This window comes from Pseudoxanthomonas sp. LjRoot206 (assembly GCF_056175725.1).
Genome location: NZ_JBGFFI010000005.1, coordinates 57927 through 73064 on the forward strand (window position 1 = coordinate 57927; position 15138 = coordinate 73064).

13 protein-coding genes are annotated in these 15138 nt (G+C 68.7%); 8 read left to right on the forward strand and 5 right to left on the reverse strand.

The window, feature by feature from the left end:
* Positions 1–73: 73 nt before the first annotated feature.
* Genes flgG through flgL form a run of 6 tightly spaced genes read left to right on the forward strand, consistent with a single transcriptional unit; the run spans position 74 to position 6921 of the window.
* Positions 74–859, forward strand: a complete 786-nt coding sequence (gene flgG, locus AC04MD_RS15710) for a flagellar basal-body rod protein FlgG (protein ID WP_162337303.1) — start codon at positions 74–76, stop codon at positions 857–859.
* Between the two features lie 31 nt (positions 860–890).
* Entirely contained in the window at positions 891–1577 is a 687-nt protein-coding gene (gene flgH / locus AC04MD_RS15715) for a flagellar basal body L-ring protein FlgH (RefSeq protein ID WP_475498224.1), read from the forward strand.
* Positions 1578–1585: 8 nt separating this feature from the next.
* The gene (locus tag AC04MD_RS15720) at positions 1586–2767 is read left to right on the forward strand and encodes a flagellar basal body P-ring protein FlgI (protein WP_475498225.1); all 1182 of its coding nucleotides are present in this window, start codon (positions 1586–1588) and stop codon (positions 2765–2767) included.
* Positions 2768–2777: 10 nt separating this feature from the next.
* Positions 2778–3827: a flagellar assembly peptidoglycan hydrolase FlgJ gene (flgJ, locus tag AC04MD_RS15725; protein ID WP_475498544.1), complete on the forward strand. Its 1050-nt coding sequence runs from the start codon at positions 2778–2780 to the stop codon at positions 3825–3827.
* 14 nt (positions 3828–3841) lie between these two features.
* Entirely contained in the window at positions 3842–5722 is a 1881-nt protein-coding gene (flgK, locus tag AC04MD_RS15730; RefSeq protein ID WP_475498226.1) for a flagellar hook-associated protein FlgK, read from the forward strand.
* On the forward strand, positions 5719–6921 hold the full coding sequence (gene flgL / locus AC04MD_RS15735) for a flagellar hook-associated protein FlgL (RefSeq protein ID WP_475498227.1): 1203 nt from the start codon (positions 5719–5721) through the stop codon (positions 6919–6921). The genes flgK and flgL overlap by 4 nt, the downstream gene beginning before the upstream one ends.
* Positions 6922–7103: 182 nt before the next feature.
* Here flgL and AC04MD_RS15740 read toward each other — a convergent pair whose 3' ends face one another.
* The 5 genes from AC04MD_RS15740 to lexA are packed head-to-tail and all read right to left on the reverse strand — an operon-like array spanning position 7104 to position 13647.
* Positions 7104–7721: an alpha-ketoglutarate-dependent dioxygenase AlkB gene (locus tag AC04MD_RS15740; protein ID WP_475498228.1), complete on the reverse strand. Its 618-nt coding sequence runs from the start codon at positions 7719–7721 to the stop codon at positions 7104–7106.
* Positions 7722–7728: 7 nt separating this feature from the next.
* Positions 7729–10989, reverse strand: a complete 3261-nt coding sequence (locus tag AC04MD_RS15745) for an error-prone DNA polymerase (RefSeq protein WP_475498229.1) — start codon at positions 10987–10989, stop codon at positions 7729–7731.
* Entirely contained in the window at positions 10986–12404 is a 1419-nt protein-coding gene (locus AC04MD_RS15750) for a Y-family DNA polymerase (protein ID WP_475498230.1), read from the reverse strand. The genes AC04MD_RS15745 and AC04MD_RS15750 overlap by 4 nt, the downstream gene beginning before the upstream one ends.
* 9 nt (positions 12405–12413) lie before the next feature.
* The gene (imuA, locus tag AC04MD_RS15755) at positions 12414–13040 is read right to left on the reverse strand and encodes a translesion DNA synthesis-associated protein ImuA (RefSeq protein ID WP_475498231.1); all 627 of its coding nucleotides are present in this window, start codon (positions 13038–13040) and stop codon (positions 12414–12416) included.
* Between the two features lies 1 nt (position 13041).
* Positions 13042–13647 (reverse strand): transcriptional repressor LexA, encoded by a 606-nt coding sequence (lexA, locus tag AC04MD_RS15760; protein WP_475498232.1) that lies wholly within the window; start codon positions 13645–13647, stop codon positions 13042–13044.
* A 112-nt stretch (positions 13648–13759) separates the two neighbouring features.
* Here lexA and AC04MD_RS15765 point away from each other — a divergent pair, with 112 nt between their 5' ends.
* Together AC04MD_RS15765 and AC04MD_RS15770 are read left to right on the forward strand one after the other, a co-directional pair.
* Positions 13760–13981 (forward strand): AbrB/MazE/SpoVT family DNA-binding domain-containing protein, encoded by a 222-nt coding sequence (locus tag AC04MD_RS15765; protein ID WP_475498233.1) that lies wholly within the window; start codon positions 13760–13762, stop codon positions 13979–13981.
* A gap of 10 nt (positions 13982–13991) precedes the next feature.
* On the forward strand, positions 13992–14420 hold the full coding sequence (locus tag AC04MD_RS15770) for a type II toxin-antitoxin system death-on-curing family toxin (protein WP_475498234.1): 429 nt from the start codon (positions 13992–13994) through the stop codon (positions 14418–14420).
* The last annotated feature ends 718 nt before the right edge of the window (positions 14421–15138 follow it).

Genomic DNA, 15138 nt, shown 5'->3' on the forward strand with positions numbered 1-15138 from the left:
ACAGGACTTGCCTGAGAGAAGGCGAGGAACCGCAGCACGCGATTCCGACTTTCCATCCGCGAGGAACCCCGCCATGAACCAGGCCCTCTGGGTCGCCAAGACCGGACTCGACGCGCAGCAGACGCGCATGTCCGTGGTCTCCAACAACCTGGCGAACACCAACACCACCGGCTTCAAGCGCGACCGCGCCAGCTTCGAAGACCTCCTGTACCAGCAGGTCCGCCAGCCCGGCGGCTCCACCTCCTCGCAGACCCAGCTCCCCTCCGGCCTGCAACTCGGCACCGGCGTGCGCGTCGTGTCGACCTCCAAGGACTTCCAGCAGGGCAACCCGCAGCAGACCGGCCGCTCGCTCGACGTCATGGTCAACGGCCGCGGCTTCTTCGAGGTGCTGCTGCCCGACGGTTCGCCCGCGTACACGCGCGACGGCTCGTTCCAGATCAATGCGCAGGGCGAACTGGTCACCAACAGCGGTTATCCCGTGCAACCCGGCATCCAGGTGCCCGAAGGCGCGCAGTCGCTGACCATCGGCAACGACGGCACCGTCAGCGTGACGATGGCCGGCCAGGCGCAGGCACTGGAGATCGGCTCGCTGACGCTGACCGACTTCGTCAATCCGTCCGGCCTGCAGGCCAAGGGCGAGAACCTCTACGTGGAGACCACCGCGTCCGGCCCCGCGCAGAACGGCACGCCCGGTCTCAACGGCTTGGGCAGCGTCGTGCAGGGCTCGCTGGAAGGCTCCAACGTCAACGTGGTGGAAGAGCTGGTCAGCATGATCGAGACCCAGCGCGCCTACGAGATGAACGCCAAGGCCATCTCCACCACCGACTCCATGCTCGGTTACCTCAACAACAACGTCTGACGCCTCCCGCCGTCACGCCACGAGACACGCCATGAAGCGCTCCACGTCCGCCACTACCCTCGCCTGCGCATTGATGCTGCTGCCCGGCTGCGCGCGCTACGTCGGCGACGTGCGCCCCTACGCACCGATGCAGCCGATCCAGCCGGTGGTCGCCGCGCAGGCGCCGGCCACCGCCGGTTCCATCTACCGCGCCGGCCCCGGCCTGAACCTCTACGCCGACCGTCGCGCGCGCGATGTGGGTGACCTGCTGACCATCAACCTGGTGGAGAACACCACCGCGCAGACCTCGGCGACGACGTCGGTGGACAAGAGCAGCGAAATCAGCATGGCGGCGCCGAACATCGCCGGCGCGCCGGTCACGCTCAATGGCCGCGACATCCTCAGCGCCTCGGTCAACGGCGACCGCGGCTTCAGCGGCGCCGGGAACAGCGCGCAGAGCAACAAGCTGCAGGGCAGCGTGACGGTCACCGTGATCCAGCGCCTGCCGAACGGCAATCTGGTCGTGCAGGGCCAGAAGAACATGCGCCTGAACCAGGGCGATGAGCTGGTGCAGATCCAGGGCATCGTGCGCCCGGCCGACATCAACCCGGACAACACCATTTCCTCCGGCAAGGTCGCCGATGCGCGCATCGCCTACGGCGGCCGCGGTGCGATCGCACAGTCCAACTCGATGGGCTGGCTGGGCCGCTTCTTCAACTCGCCGATCTTCCCGAACTGAGCGCCGTGATGGACACCAACGACTCCCGCCACGCCGCGCCGACGACGACCAAGAAGCCGCGCCGCATCGACACCTACACGCTGCTCGGCCTGCTGGCCTGGATCGGCCTGGTGCTGATCTGCCTGGCGCCGGCCGCACGCGCCGAGCGCATCAAGGACCTCGCGCAGGTCGGCGGCGTGCGCAGCAATCCGCTGGTCGGCTACGGCCTGGTCGTGGGCCTGGACGGCAGCGGCGACCGCACCAGCCAGGCGCCCTTCACCGTGCAGAGCCTGAAGAACATGCTGGGCGAGCTGGGCGTCAACATTCCCCCCAACGTCAATCCGCAGCTGAAGAACGTGGCCGCAGTGGCGATCCACGCCGACCTGCCCGCCTTCGCCAAGCCTGGCCAGCCGATCGACATCACCGTGTCCTCGATCGGCAACGCCACCTCGCTGCGCGGCGGCAGCCTGCTGATGGCGCCGCTGCGCGGTGCCGATGGCGAGGTCTACGCCATCGCGCAAGGCAACCTGGTGGTCGGCGGCTTCGGCGCGCAAGGCAAGGACGGTTCGCGCGTGTCGGTCAACGTACCCAGCGTCGGCCGCATCCCGAACGGCGCCACCGTCGAGCGCGCGATCCCCAATGCATTGGACAGCGGCGAAGGCACCATCACGCTGAACCTGCACCGGGCCGACTTCACCACGGTGTCGCGCATGGTCGCGGCGCTGGAGCAGAACTTCGGCGCCGGCAATGCGTACGCGCTGGACGCGGTGACCGTCGCCGTGCGCGCGCCCGCCGATATCTCCCGCCGCATCAACTTCCTCGCCCAGGTCGAGAACCTGGAACTGACGCCGGGCAGCGCGCCGGCCAAGGTCATCGTCAATGCGCGCACCGGTACCGTCGTCATCGGTGCGCAGGTGCAGGTGATGCCGGCCGCTGTGACCCACGGCTCGCTGACGGTGACCATCACCGAGTCGGCCAACGTCAGCCAGCCGAACGAGTTCTCGCGCGGCGGCCAGACCGTGGTGACGCCGCAGTCCAGCGTGTCGGTCAGCCAGGAAGGCAACCGCATGTTCAAGTTCGAAGGCGGCACCTCGCTGGACGAGATCGTCCGCGCCGTCAACGAAGTCGGCGCCGCCCCCGGCGACCTGATCGCGATCCTGGAAGCCCTGAAGCAGGCCGGCGCCTTGCGCGCGGAGCTCGAGGTGATCTGACATGGCCAGCATGCCCATCGGAACGCTGAATCCTTCCCTGCCGCTGGCCGATGCCGGCGGCACGCCGGACAACGCGCGCATCCACGACGTCGCGAAGAAGCTGGAAGGCCAGTTCGCGCAGATGATGATCAAGTGCATGCGCGAAGCCGGCTTCGGCGACTCGCTGTTCCCGGGCGAGAACCAGGTCTTCCGCGACATGTACGACCAGCAGCTGGCCACCGCCATGTCGCAGGGCCGCGGCCTGGGCCTGGCGCCGATGATCGCGCGCCAGCTGGGCGCCACCGATGCGAATACGCCTGCCGTGCCCGCGAGCACCGCGCTGTCGGCCTACAAGCGCCTGCTACCCGGCGGCGAAGCCGATTCCATGCTCGACGCCATCGCCGGCCGCGGCATCGGCACGCGCGACACCGCGTCGATGCCCGGCACGATCACGCTGGACACGATCACCGTGCGTCCTGACGCCGCGGCGTGCGACGAGGTCGAACAGGTCGCGTCGGCCGATCCGTCCAAGTACGCACGCAACACGCCCGAGCGCTTCGTCGCCGAGATCTGGGATCACGCCAAGCAGGCAGCGAAGGAACTGGGCGTCGACCCGCGCGCCCTGGTCGCACAGGCCGCGCTGGAGACGGGCTGGGGCAAGCGCCAGATCAAGACCGGCGACGGCGGCAGCGCGCACAACCTGTTCGGCATCAAGGCGACCGGCTGGAAGGGCGAACGCGCCCGCACCGCCACGCACGAATACAGCAACGGCGTGAAGCATACCGAGACCGCGGACTTCCGCGCGTACGCATCGCCCGCCGAAAGCTTCGCCGACTACGTGCGGCTGCTGAAGAACAACCCGCGTTACCAGCAGGCGCTTTCGGCCGGCAAGGACATCGCCGGCTTCGCGCGCGGCCTGCAGCGCGCCGGTTACGCCACCGACCCGACCTACGCCAACAAGATCGCCTCGATCGCCAACGGGCCCACGCTGGGCAAGGTGCTGTCGGCGATCGGCGACACCGTCGGCGGCAAGGTCGGCAACGTCGTGGGCAACGCCATCGGCAACGCGCTGCGGCGCTGACCTGGGGAATACGCATGTCGAACCTACTCGCCACCGGCAGCAGCGCCCTGATCGCCTTCCAGCGCGCCCTGTCCACCGTCGGCCACAACGTCGCCAACATCAACACGCCGGGCTACTCGCGCCAGCGCGTGGAGTTCGAATCGCGCGACGGCACCTATTTCGGCTACGGCTACCAGGGCAACGGCGTGCAGATCGTCGACGTGCGCCGGATGGCCGATTCGCTGGCCACCTCGCGCCTGCTCGACAGCGGCGGCGAACTCTCGCGCCTGCAGCAGCTGTCCACGCTGTCCTCGCGCCTGGACCAGGTGTTCTCCGAGAAGGCCACCGGCATCAGTGCGCCGTGGTCGAGCTTCTTCGACTCGGTCAACGCGCTGTCGTCGAACGCGGCCGGCTCGGCCGACCGTGAAAGCGTGCTCGCGCAGGCCAATGCGCTGGTCACCCGATTCCGCCAGATCGACCAGCATCTCGACGGCCTCGACACCGAGGTCAACGCGGGTCTGACCGCCGCCACCGGCGAAGTGAACCGGCTGACGAAAGAGATCGCCCAGCTCAACGGCCGCATCGGCGGCAACACCAGCCCGTCCGGCGATCTTCTGGACCGCCGCGACCAGCTGATCACCGAGCTCGTCGCCTACACCGGCGGCAATGCCGTCGTGCAGGACGGCGGGCTGGTCAATGTCTTCAGCGCCGGCGGCCAGCCGCTGGTGGTCGGCGCCACCGCCAGCACGCTGGTCACCGTGCCTGATCCGTACCGGCCGGAGCGCCTGCAGGTGGCGCTGGAGACCAACGGCCAGCGCACCACGCTGGACAAGCGCGCCCTCGGCGGCCAGATCGGCGGCCTGGTCGAATTCCGCACCACGGTGCTGGATCCGGCCGCCGCCGAACTCGGCCGCGTCGCCACCTCGCTGGCGCAGACATTCAACGCCGGCCATCGCGCCGGCATGGACCAGTACGGCCAGATGGGCGCGGATTTCTTCTCCCTGCCCGCCCCGCGCATCTCGTCCAATGCCGGCAATACCGGCAACGCCGTGCTGCAGACGTCGGTCGGCGGCGTCGGTGCACTGAACTCGCAGAACGTGCTGTTGCGCTTCGATGGCGCCGCCTGGGTGGCGACGCATCCCGATACCGGCGCCAGCATCCCGATGACCGGCACTGGCACCGTCGGCGACCCGCTGATCGTCAATGGCATCGAAGTGACGCTCGCCTCTGGCACGCCGGCCACCAACGACCGCTTCCTGCTGCAGCCCACCGCGGGCGCGGCCGGCAACCTCAGCGTCGCGATCACCGACCCCGGTCGCATCGCCGCGGCGACCCCGGTCAAGGCGAACACCGACCTGGCCAACACCGGCAGCGGCAAGGTCAGCGGACTGAAGGTCACCGACGCGGCCAATGCCAGCCTGCTGGCGCCGGTGGACATCGAGTTCATCGACGCCACCCAGTACACGATCAACGGCACCGGTCCGTTCCCCTACACGCCGGGCCAGACGGTGGCCTACAACGGCTGGAGCGTGGTGCTGGACGGCGCGCCTGCGGCCGGCGACAGCTTCCGCATGGGCCCGACTGGCGCGAATTCCAGCGACAACGGCAACGCCAAGCTGCTGTCGAACCTCGACGACGCGCGCGTGCTTAACGGCGGCACGCTGACGCTCAACGGCGCCATCGGCGGCCTGACCACGCAGGTCGGTTCCGCCGCGCGCCAGGCCGACTATTCGGCGCAGGCGCAGCAGGTCATCCACGATCAGGCGCAGGCCTCGCGCGATGCGATCTCCGGCGTGAACCTGGACGAGGAAGCCGCCGACCTGATGCGCCTGCAGCAGGCCTACCAGGCCGCCTCGCAGATCATCGCCACCGCCGACACGCTCTTCCAATCCCTCCTGGCCGCGACCCGCCGATGAACTACCGCATCTCCACCGGCATGATGTACCAGCAGTCGATCACGACGATGCTGGCCAAGCAGGCGAAGCTGGCGCACACCCAGCAACAGCTCGCCAGCGGGCAGCGGCTGGTGACCGCGAAGGACGATCCCGTCGCCGCCGGCACCGCCGTCGGCCTGGACCGCGCGGTCGCCGAACTGGAGCGCTTCGGACTGAACGCCAACGCGGTGGAGAACCGCCTGGGCCTGCAGGAGAACGCACTGACCCGCGTCGGCGACGCGATGGCGCGCGTCAACGAACTCGTCATCCAGGCCAACAATGCGGCGATGGGCGACGACAGCCGGCAGGCGATCAGCACCGAGCTGAAGGCGATCTACGCCGGCCTGCTGGACCTGGCCAACAGCACCGACGGCGCCGGACGCTACCTGTTCGGCGGCACCAGCGACGGCAGCGCGCCGTTCGCCATCGCCGGCGGCAGCGTGATCTACAGCGGCGACCAGACGCAGCGGCAGGTGGAAGTGGCGCCGGACATGTTCGTCGCCGACACCCTGCCCGGCAGCGAGGTGTTCCTGCGCCTGCGCACCGGCGACGGCCGCATCGACGGCGCCGCCGCCGGCGGCAATACCGGCACGGGCCTGCTGATGGGCTTCAGCGTCACCGATTCCACGGCGTGGGACGGCGGCACCTATACGCTGTCGTTCGGCGCCGGCGATACCTACCAGGTGCTGGACGCCGGCGGCGCGACGGTCGCGTCGGGCACCTATGCCAAGGGCGAAAGCATCGCCTTCGCCGGCGTGCAGATGAGGATAGAGGGCCAGCCCGCCAACGGCGACAGCTTCACGCTGGGCCCGTCCGGGAGCCGCGACATCTTCGCCACCGTGCAGGGGCTGATCGATACGCTCGATGCCAGTCCTACGACCGATGCGCAGCGCGCCGCCATGCAGAACAGCCTGCAGGGCGCCATGCGCGACATCGGTACCGCGCAGGGCAGGATGATCGACGCGCGCGCCAGCGGTGGCGCGCAGCTGTCCGCCATCGAGACCGCCGCCTCGCTGCGCGAAGCCAACAACGTCACGCTGAAGGACACGCTGTCCACCCTGCGCGACCTCGACTGGGCCGAAGCCATCGGCCGCTACCAGATGGAAAACACCGCGCTCCAGGCCGCGCAGACCGTCTTCATGCAGATGCAGCAGCTGTCGCTGTTCAAGCTGATGGGCTGACGACAGCCCTACCCCTTTCAAGCAGTCCTTGCCCTCCACGCCGCGATCTCGCGGCGTTTTTTTCTTCCTGTAGGAGCGACGTCAGTCGCGACCGTACGCCTGATCGGCCATGGCGCGTCATCGTGCAGTGTTCCAGAGAAGCTCCGGACTGCAAACATCTCCGGTCGCGACTGATGTCGCTCCTACAATGGATGACTTGAAGAGGAAGGCACCGGCCTCACCCGGAACACCACACTGATACGCGGCCCTTGCGCGTGCCGCGTCTTGGGAATGCCATGCTCATGCGTGCTCTGCGAGGCATGGCTCATCGACAGCACGCTGCCCGGCGCGAGGTCGACCGCGACGGTCTCGCGCTTGCCTTCGCGCGCACGGATCAGCATGCGCCGCGGCGCGCCCAGCGAGACCAGCGTGATCGGATGGTGGGCCGCCACGGTATGCAGCTTGTCGCCGTGCATGGCGACGCTGTCGTGGCCGTCGCGATAGAGGTTCATGCCGATGCGCGAGTACGGGGCCGGCGCCTTCGCCTGCACGCAGGCGAGCAGATCGGCCAGCGGCAGGTCGTCCGGCAAGGCGTCCACGGCGTAGTTCGCCAGCAGTCGCGGTACGTCGACAATGCGGTCGTACATCGGCCGCTGCAGGTGCGTCCACGCCGCGCTCGCCCGCAGCCTGTCGAACCAGGCGCGTGCCGTCAGCGGATCGATCACCTCCGGCCAGTAGCGGACGCCGCCTTCGGCATCGTCCACCAGCTGCACCATCGCGGGCGCGAACAGGTCGTCGGTCAGGGGGGCGAGTGCGCGCATCATCGTCTCAGTGGAAGTCGCGGGAACCGGGCTGGATCTCGCCCAGCAGGTGGCTGAAATCCTCCAGCCGGCGCGCGATCAGGTGCTCCACCCCGTCCACCTGTTCCCAGCGTCCCCGAACGGCCATCAACCGCGCGCCGAGCAAGGCCTTGCGGTCGCGCAGCGCCACGTGCGACCACACCACCACGTTGACCATGCCGTGCTCGTCTTCGAGCGTGACGAAGATCGTGCCCTTCGCCGTCGCCGGCCGTTGCCGCTGGGTGACGATGCCGGCGGCGAACGCGCCGCGCCCGTGCGGCAGGCCGCGCAACTGGCGCGAGTCGATCACGCGTTGCCGGCGCAGGCGTTCGCGCAGCAACGACAACGGGTGTTCGCCCAGGGTCAGCCCGGTCATGCGGTAATCCGCGGTGACGTCCTCGCCCGCCATCGGCGCCGGCAGGAGGATCGCGTCCTCGTCGGGACTGCCGGGCAGCAGCGGGCGTTGCCGTTCGATGCCGGCGACCGCCCACCGAGCCGCGTGGCGATGGCCGGCCAGCGACTGCAGCGCACCCGCTTCCGCCAGCGCGTTGCGCGCCTTCTCGTCCAGGCGCGCGCGCAGGCACAGGTCGCGCACGTCGGCGAAGGCCCGTTGCGTACGCGCGGCCATGATGGCGTTGCCGACCGCTTCCGACAGGCCCGCGACCTGCCTGAAGCCGAGCCGCAAGGCGGCCTGTCCACCGTCGTCGACGCCTCGCCGTGCATGCCCGCCTTCCAGCGTGTTGTCCCAGTCGCTGTGGAGCACGTCCACCGGCAGCACCTCGATACCCACGCGCCCGCCCTTGCCGCGCCGCGCGTCCTGCACGATCTGGCTGGGCGAGTAGAAGCCCATCGGCTGCGCGTTGAGCAGCGCGCAGGCGAACGCCGCCGGCTCGTGGCGTTTCAGCCAGCAGCTGATGTAGACCAGCTTGGCGAACGAGGCGGCATGGCTCTGCGGAAAGCCGTAGGAACCGAAGCCCTTGATCTGATCGAAGATCTGGTCGATGAACTCCTGCGAGTAGTGCTTCGCCGCCATGCGTTCCCGGACACGGATACGGTGGGGCTCCATGTCGCCGCCACGGCCCCAGGCCGCCATCGACCGACGCAAGCCGTCCGCTTCACTGTCCGTATAATCAGCGGCTTTCATCAGGAGCTCCATCACCTGCTCCTGGAACAAAGGCACGCCCAGGGTTGGTTCCAGCACCGAGCGGATTTCTTCCGACGGATAGGTCACCTCTTCCTTGCCTTGCCGCCTGCGCAAGTAGGGATGGACCATGCCGCCCTGGATCGGGCCAGGGCGCACGATCGCCACCTCGACGACCAGATCGTAGTACTCCTTCGGCTTCAGGCGCGGCAGCATGCTCATCTGCGCCCGCGATTCGATCTGGAAGACGCCGACGGTGTCGGCGGCCTGGATCATCTCGAAGGTCTTCGTGTCGTCGTTGGGCAATCTGGCGAGATCCAGTTTGAATCCCCTGTGCCGCTCGACGAGATCCACGGCCTTGCGGATGCAGGTCAGCATGCCCAGCGCAAGGCAATCGACCTTCAGCAGTTCCATCGTCTCCAGGTCGTCCTTGTCCCACTGGATGATGGTGCGGTCGTCCATCGAGGCGTTTTCCACCGGCACTACCGTCGACAGCGGCGCATCGCCGATCACGAAACCGCCCACGTGCTGCGACAGGTGGCGCGGGTGGTCGCGCAGCTGGTCGGTCACCGCCAACACGCGCCGGATCAATGGATTGTCCGGATCGAAGCCGGCCTCGCGCAGGCGCTGCTCCATGGGCGCTTCGCCATTGCCCCAGCCGTAGCACTCGGCCAGCAGCGCGATCTGATCCGGCGGCAGGCCAAAGGCTTTGGCAACGTCGCGCACGGCGCTCTTGCCGCGATAGCGGATGACGGTGGCGGCCAGCGCGGCGCGGTGGCGACCGTACTTGCCGTAGACGTACTGCAGCACTTCCTCGCGGCGTTCGTGCTCGAAGTCCACGTCGATGTCGGGCGGCTCGCTGCGTTCCTCGGACAGGAAGCGCGCCATCAGCAGGCGGCTTTCCGCAGGGTTGACCACGGTGATGCCCAGCGCGAAGCAGACGGCCGAATTCGCCGACGAGCCGCGCCCCTGGCACAGGATGTTGCGTCCCCTGGCGAAGCGGACGATGTCCTCCACGGTCAGGAAGAACGCTTCGTACTTCAGCTTTTCGATCAGCGCCAGCTCACCGTCGATCTGCACGACCACCTGCGGCGGCGTCCCTTCCGGCCAGCGCTCGCGCATGCCGCGCTCCGTCAGTGCGCGCAGCCAGGTGGTCGGCGTATGCCCTTCGGGAACCAGTTCGACCGGATATCGATAATGGATATCCCGCTTGAGGTCGAACGTGCAGCGGTGCGCCAGTCGTACTGCCGCCTCCAGCAGATCGCGCGGATAGATGTTGCCCAGCGCCCGCCGCGTGCGCAGGTGGCGTTCGCCGTTGCGGAACAGGTGCGCCCCGCAGTCGGCCAGTGGCGTGACGTGGCGGATCGCGGTCATCGTGTCCTGCAACGCACGGCGGCGGCGCACGTCCATGTGCACGTCGCCGGCCGCCACCGCCGTCATCCGCAGGCGTGCAGCCGCGTCCAGCAGAGCCGCAAGCCGTGCCGCATCGTCCTGCTCGCGGTGCAGTTCCACCGCCAGATGGGCACGTTCGCCGAAGACCGACTGCAACCAGCGTCCTTCTCCCTCGTCGATGCGCTGCGGCGGCAGCCACAGCGCGAACAGGCCGCAGACCCGCGGATCGACATCCGACACGATGCGCTCCACGTCCTGCCGGGTGAGCCGGTAGCCCTTCTTGTCGACCGCACGCCGCGCGGTGGTGATCAGTTCGCACAGCCGCGTGTAGCCGGCGGCGGTTTCCACCAGCAGCACGCATTTCAGTCCGCAGGCCAGGAGGAACTCGCTGCCGACGATGAGCGTCACCTCCGTCGCGCGCGCCGCTTCCCAGCCACGCACGATGCCGGCCAGCGAACATTCGTCGGTGATCGCCAGTGCGGCATAGCCGAGATCGCGCGCGCGCTCGAACAGTTCCTCCGCGCTGGCCGCGCCGCGCAGGAACGAGAAGTCCGACAGGCAATGCAGTTCCGCATAGGCCGGCCACGCGTCCTCGCGTGGTCCGTCGTCGTTCGCCGCCATCGACAGTCGCAGGCGTTGCGCGACCTCCCACGCGCGCGGCGGGCGACCGCCGGGTGTGTCGCGGTCGACACCATCCACGGCATCGTCCCAGCTCACGCGAACCACCCGTGCAGCATCCAGCCGCCCTGCTCGCCCGGTGGCGCGAACGCCCAGGCGCGCTGGCCCTGCGAGGTTTCCAGCACGTAGTAGTCGCGGCGGGCGTCGTCGCCATCCCACCACCCGCTCTCCAGCCGCTCCGGGCCGGACACGATGCGCGGATGCGGATCGCGCAGCGGCACCGGCTGTGGCAGCAGCCAGGCAGGGCGTGGCGGACGGACCGGCGCCTGTTCGATGCGCACACCGTCGCCCTGCACGCGGCGCCAGGCGCGCTCCGGTCGCGGATCGCCAGCCGGCGCCACGCGATGCACGGCGTCGTCGCCGAGGCGCGCACGCAGCCGTTCGCGCAGTTGCGGCCACGGCAGCTGCTGCTGCGGACGCGTATCGAACAGGTCGCGCGCGGCCGGCACGAACGGCGGCAGCTCGCGCGCCAGCAGCCGCACGCCCACCACCGGATGCGCGATCTGCACGCGCTCCAGCCGGTTGCGGGTCAGCTCGAACAGCATCGCCGGTTCGCGCTCGGCGGCGAGCAGGCCGACGTCGACATCGGCATGCCCTGTCTCGTGCTCCAGCCGCAGCACGAAGCGCTGCACGCCACCGTCGCGGATGGACAGGTAGGTGCACAGGTCACCGATCAGCCGGCGCAGCGGGAACAGCAGCGCGGTATGGGTTTCGACTTCGTAGCCGAGTTCGACCCGCGCATCGAAATGGTCCGGCGGTGCGTAGTACGCCAGCGGATCGTCGGCCTGCCCGTACAGCCGGTCCAGGTGCTCCAGCACCGGCAGGCCGAAGCGGCGGCGCAGGCTGTCGCGTGGCAGACCGCGCAGCGTGCGCAGGTCGCGGATGCCCATGCGGTGCAGGCGCTCGCCGTTGTCCTCCGGCAGGCGCGCGCGCCGCACCGGTACGCGATCCAGCATCTCGGCCATCGCTTCGGCCTGCATCTCCGCCAGGCCGTCGCGCAGGCCGGCGAACACGTGCGCCGCGCGCGGCGTCGGCGCCAGCGCGATGCGGTGCTGGAAACCGAGGTGCGCCAGTTCCTCGCGCAGCCGCGCCTCGATGCGCGGCCACGGTCCGAGCAGGCGGAAACTGGCGCGCACCTCCAGCACCAGACAACCCGGCCATTGCGCGCTGACCAGCGAGCTGTGCCGGTACGCCCACGAGGCGAGAAAGCGTTGCATGCGCGCCTCAGCCTGCGGATCGTGTTCTACCATCGCGAAATCCGGCAGCAGCGCATGCGCCGCGGTCAGGCGCATGCCGGCCCGCAGGCCCGCCTGCGCGGCCGAGGCATTCACCGCATGCAGGGTGCGCAATTGCGCGGCGCCACCGACCAGCGCCAGCGGCGCCTCGGGATCAGGCAATCGCCGGAGGACGGCGTCCAGCGCCAGCTGCGGCAGCAGTACACAGGCCCAAAGCACAGGCGGGCCTCAATGCGCGACCAGCGCGAACGGCTGCGCAGGCGCCGGACCACCCCGGCATTTGCGTACCTGCCAATGCGTGCGCCCCTGCGCATCGGACACCGCTTCCAGCCGCAACGCGGCAGCCGACGGATTGGCGGCGTGGCGACGATCGCGCAGTGCGAAGCCCAGGCATTCGCCGCTGTCGGCGGCCACCTGCAGGCGGCGCAGTGCGGGGCCGTCGGCCTGCACCGGCCAACCGAGCACGGCAGAGCAGGCGCCGCTGCGCAGGCATTGCTCGAATGCCCACAATGCATCGCGTGGCGCGGCGTCGACGATTGCCAGCAGCGACAGGTCCACGCCGGCGGCCTGCCACGCCGGCGCATACGGCACATATGGCGGCGCGATCACCGCCACCGTGCTGCCGGCCTGCGTCATCCGCGCCAGCGTGGGCAGCAGCAGCGCCAGTTCGCCCACGCCGTCGGCGGGCAGCAGCAGTTCGGTCAGCGCGCGTCGTGGCCAGCCGCCCTGCGGCAGCAGCGCATCGAGCGCGTCGTGGCCGGTGGCTTCGCCGTCGGCGGCGATGGCGGCGCTGCGTCCGGCATGCCACAACGTGCGCGCGGCCAGCAGCGTGTCGAGGGCGACGACGGCGCCCATGTCAGCCGCGTCGCACCAGGCCGCAGTAGACGCCTTCGATGGCGAAGTCCTGTCCGGGCTGCACGTCGATGGGCGCATGCGCGGGATTGCGCGGCAGCAGGCGGATGCGACGACGCTCCCGCTGCAGGCGCTTGATGGTCAGTTCGCCATCGATGCGCGCCACCACGGTCTGCCCGTCGCGCGCGTCCGGCGTGCGGTGCACGCCGACCAAGTCGCCGTCGACGATGCCGTCGTCGATCATCGAATCGCCCTGCACCTTCAGCAGGTAATCCGGCTGCGGCGAGAACAGCCGGCGGTCCAGCCACAGCTGCTCGTCCAGGCCGATGTCGGCCCCGATCGGCTGGCCGGCGGCGACGCGCCCCAGCACGGGCAACGGCAGCAGGTCGGCCATGCCGCCGGGCAGGCGCAGGCCGCGCTTCTGTCCGGGCGCCTGTTCCAGCAGGCCGTCGGCCACCAGCGCCTGCACGTGCTTCTGCGCGGCATTGCGCGAGGCGAAGCCGAAGGCCTCGGCGATGTCCGCCAGGCTGGGCGCGCGCCCGGCCGCCAGTTCCCGGCGCAGGTAGGCCAGGACGGCGGCACGTTGGGGAGGCAGGTCGACGCGGTTCATGGGTGTACATTTGTACACCCTCAGGTCTCACATGACGAGAAAAACGTGCGGGGTTGCCTCAAGCCCTCGCACGTTTCAATATAACCATAGTTATAACCTCGAGGAGGCAATCATGAAGCTCAAGATCACCACCGTCGGAAACTCTGCCGGCGTCATCCTGCCCAAGGAGCTCTTGGCACGCCTTCGCCTGGAAAAAGGCGATGAACTCCACGCGCTCGAGACGCCCGACGGCATCCGCCTGACGGTCTACGACCCCAACCTCGCCGAGCAGATGGAGGTGGCGGAACAGGTGATGCGCAGCCGCCGCACCCTGCTCCACAAGCTGGCCCAATGAAGCAGCCCGGATGATCGTCTGGATCAGCCGGGCCTTGGCCTTGGCCATCCATGACCGGCAATTGGCCGAGCATGGCGGTGCGACCGGCATCCGCGATGGCGGCTTGCTTGAATCGGCACTGGCGCGCCCCCGGCAGCTGCACGCCTATGGGCAACCCGCGCCGGACCTGGCCGATCTGGCAGCCGCCACGGCTTTCGGCCTGGCACGCAACCATCCTTTCCTGGACGGCAACAAACGCGTGGCGGCCGTGGCCTGCGAAGTTTTCATCGTGCTCAATGGCGCCACGTTGTCGGCCGAGGACCATGAGCTCTACCCCCAGTATCTGGGGCTATCGGAAGGCAGTCTCGGCGAAACCGACTTCGCCGCGTGGCTACGCCCGCGGATCATCGCCAAGCCACCAGGCAAGGTGCAGGAGGCCTCTCCCACTTACCGTCCCTGACAGCGTCACGCCCCGTCGTCCCGGGGAACGCCGAGACCCATCTCGCGTTTCCGTTCCCCGCCGCACGAAGGATGCGGATCACTGTCAGACAATGGATTCCAGCGTGCGCTGGAATGACGGCACGTCAGTAGCGGTAGGGATTCGAAGGTTGTCAGCCATGTCGTCCCGGCGAAAGCCGGGACCCATGTTGCCTTGCTTCTGACATTCCCAAGGAACCCCATCGCTGAAAGGCAATGGATTCCAGCTTGCGCTGGAATGACGGCAAGTCGGTAGCAGCAAGGATTCGAAGGTTGTCAGCCACGTCGTCCCAGCGAAGGCTGGGACCCATGTTGCCGTGCCTCCGACATTCCCAAGGAACTCCATCGCTGAAAGGCAATGGATTCCAGCGTGCGCTGGAATGACGGCAAGTCGGTAGCGGTAAGGATTCGAAGGTTGTCAACCACGTCGTCCCAGCGAAAGCTGGGCCCCATGTTGTCGTGCCTCTGACATTCCCAAGGACCCCCATCGCTGAAGGCAATGGATTCACGCTTGCGCTGGAATGACGTCAGGGGTGGCGACACGCATTCGGACACGTCAGTCACGTCGTCCCAGCGAGAGCTGGGACCCACTCCACTCTGCCGCTGCCTTCCCTGACGTTCGCAAGGAAGGACACATCGCCGAGAGGCCATGGATTCCGGCTTGCGCCGGAATGACGCCACGACTTCCCTCGCGGGCCGCT

Excerpts from the sequence above, each read along its gene's own strand:
- flgG (WP_162337303.1), top strand. The coding sequence starts at position 74 with ATGAACCAGGCCCTCTGGGTCGCCAAGACCGGACTCGACGCGCAGCAG.
- flgH (WP_475498224.1), top strand. The coding sequence starts at position 891 with ATGAAGCGCTCCACGTCCGCCACTACCCTCGCCTGCGCATTGATGCTG.
- AC04MD_RS15720 (WP_475498225.1), top strand. The coding sequence starts at position 1,586 with ATGGACACCAACGACTCCCGCCACGCCGCGCCGACGACGACCAAGAAG.
- flgJ (WP_475498544.1), top strand. The coding sequence starts at position 2,778 with ATGCCCATCGGAACGCTGAATCCTTCCCTGCCGCTGGCCGATGCCGGC.
- flgK (WP_475498226.1), top strand. The coding sequence starts at position 3,842 with ATGTCGAACCTACTCGCCACCGGCAGCAGCGCCCTGATCGCCTTCCAG.
- flgL (WP_475498227.1), top strand. The coding sequence starts at position 5,719 with ATGAACTACCGCATCTCCACCGGCATGATGTACCAGCAGTCGATCACG.
- AC04MD_RS15740 (WP_475498228.1), bottom strand. The coding sequence starts at position 7,721 with ATGCGCGCACTCGCCCCCCTGACCGACGACCTGTTCGCGCCCGCGATG.
- imuA (WP_475498231.1), bottom strand. The coding sequence starts at position 13,040 with ATGGGCGCCGTCGTCGCCCTCGACACGCTGCTGGCCGCGCGCACGTTG.
- lexA (WP_475498232.1), bottom strand. The coding sequence starts at position 13,647 with ATGAACCGCGTCGACCTGCCTCCCCAACGTGCCGCCGTCCTGGCCTAC.
- AC04MD_RS15765 (WP_475498233.1), top strand. The coding sequence starts at position 13,760 with ATGAAGCTCAAGATCACCACCGTCGGAAACTCTGCCGGCGTCATCCTG.
- AC04MD_RS15770 (WP_475498234.1), top strand. The coding sequence starts at position 13,992 with ATGATCGTCTGGATCAGCCGGGCCTTGGCCTTGGCCATCCATGACCGG.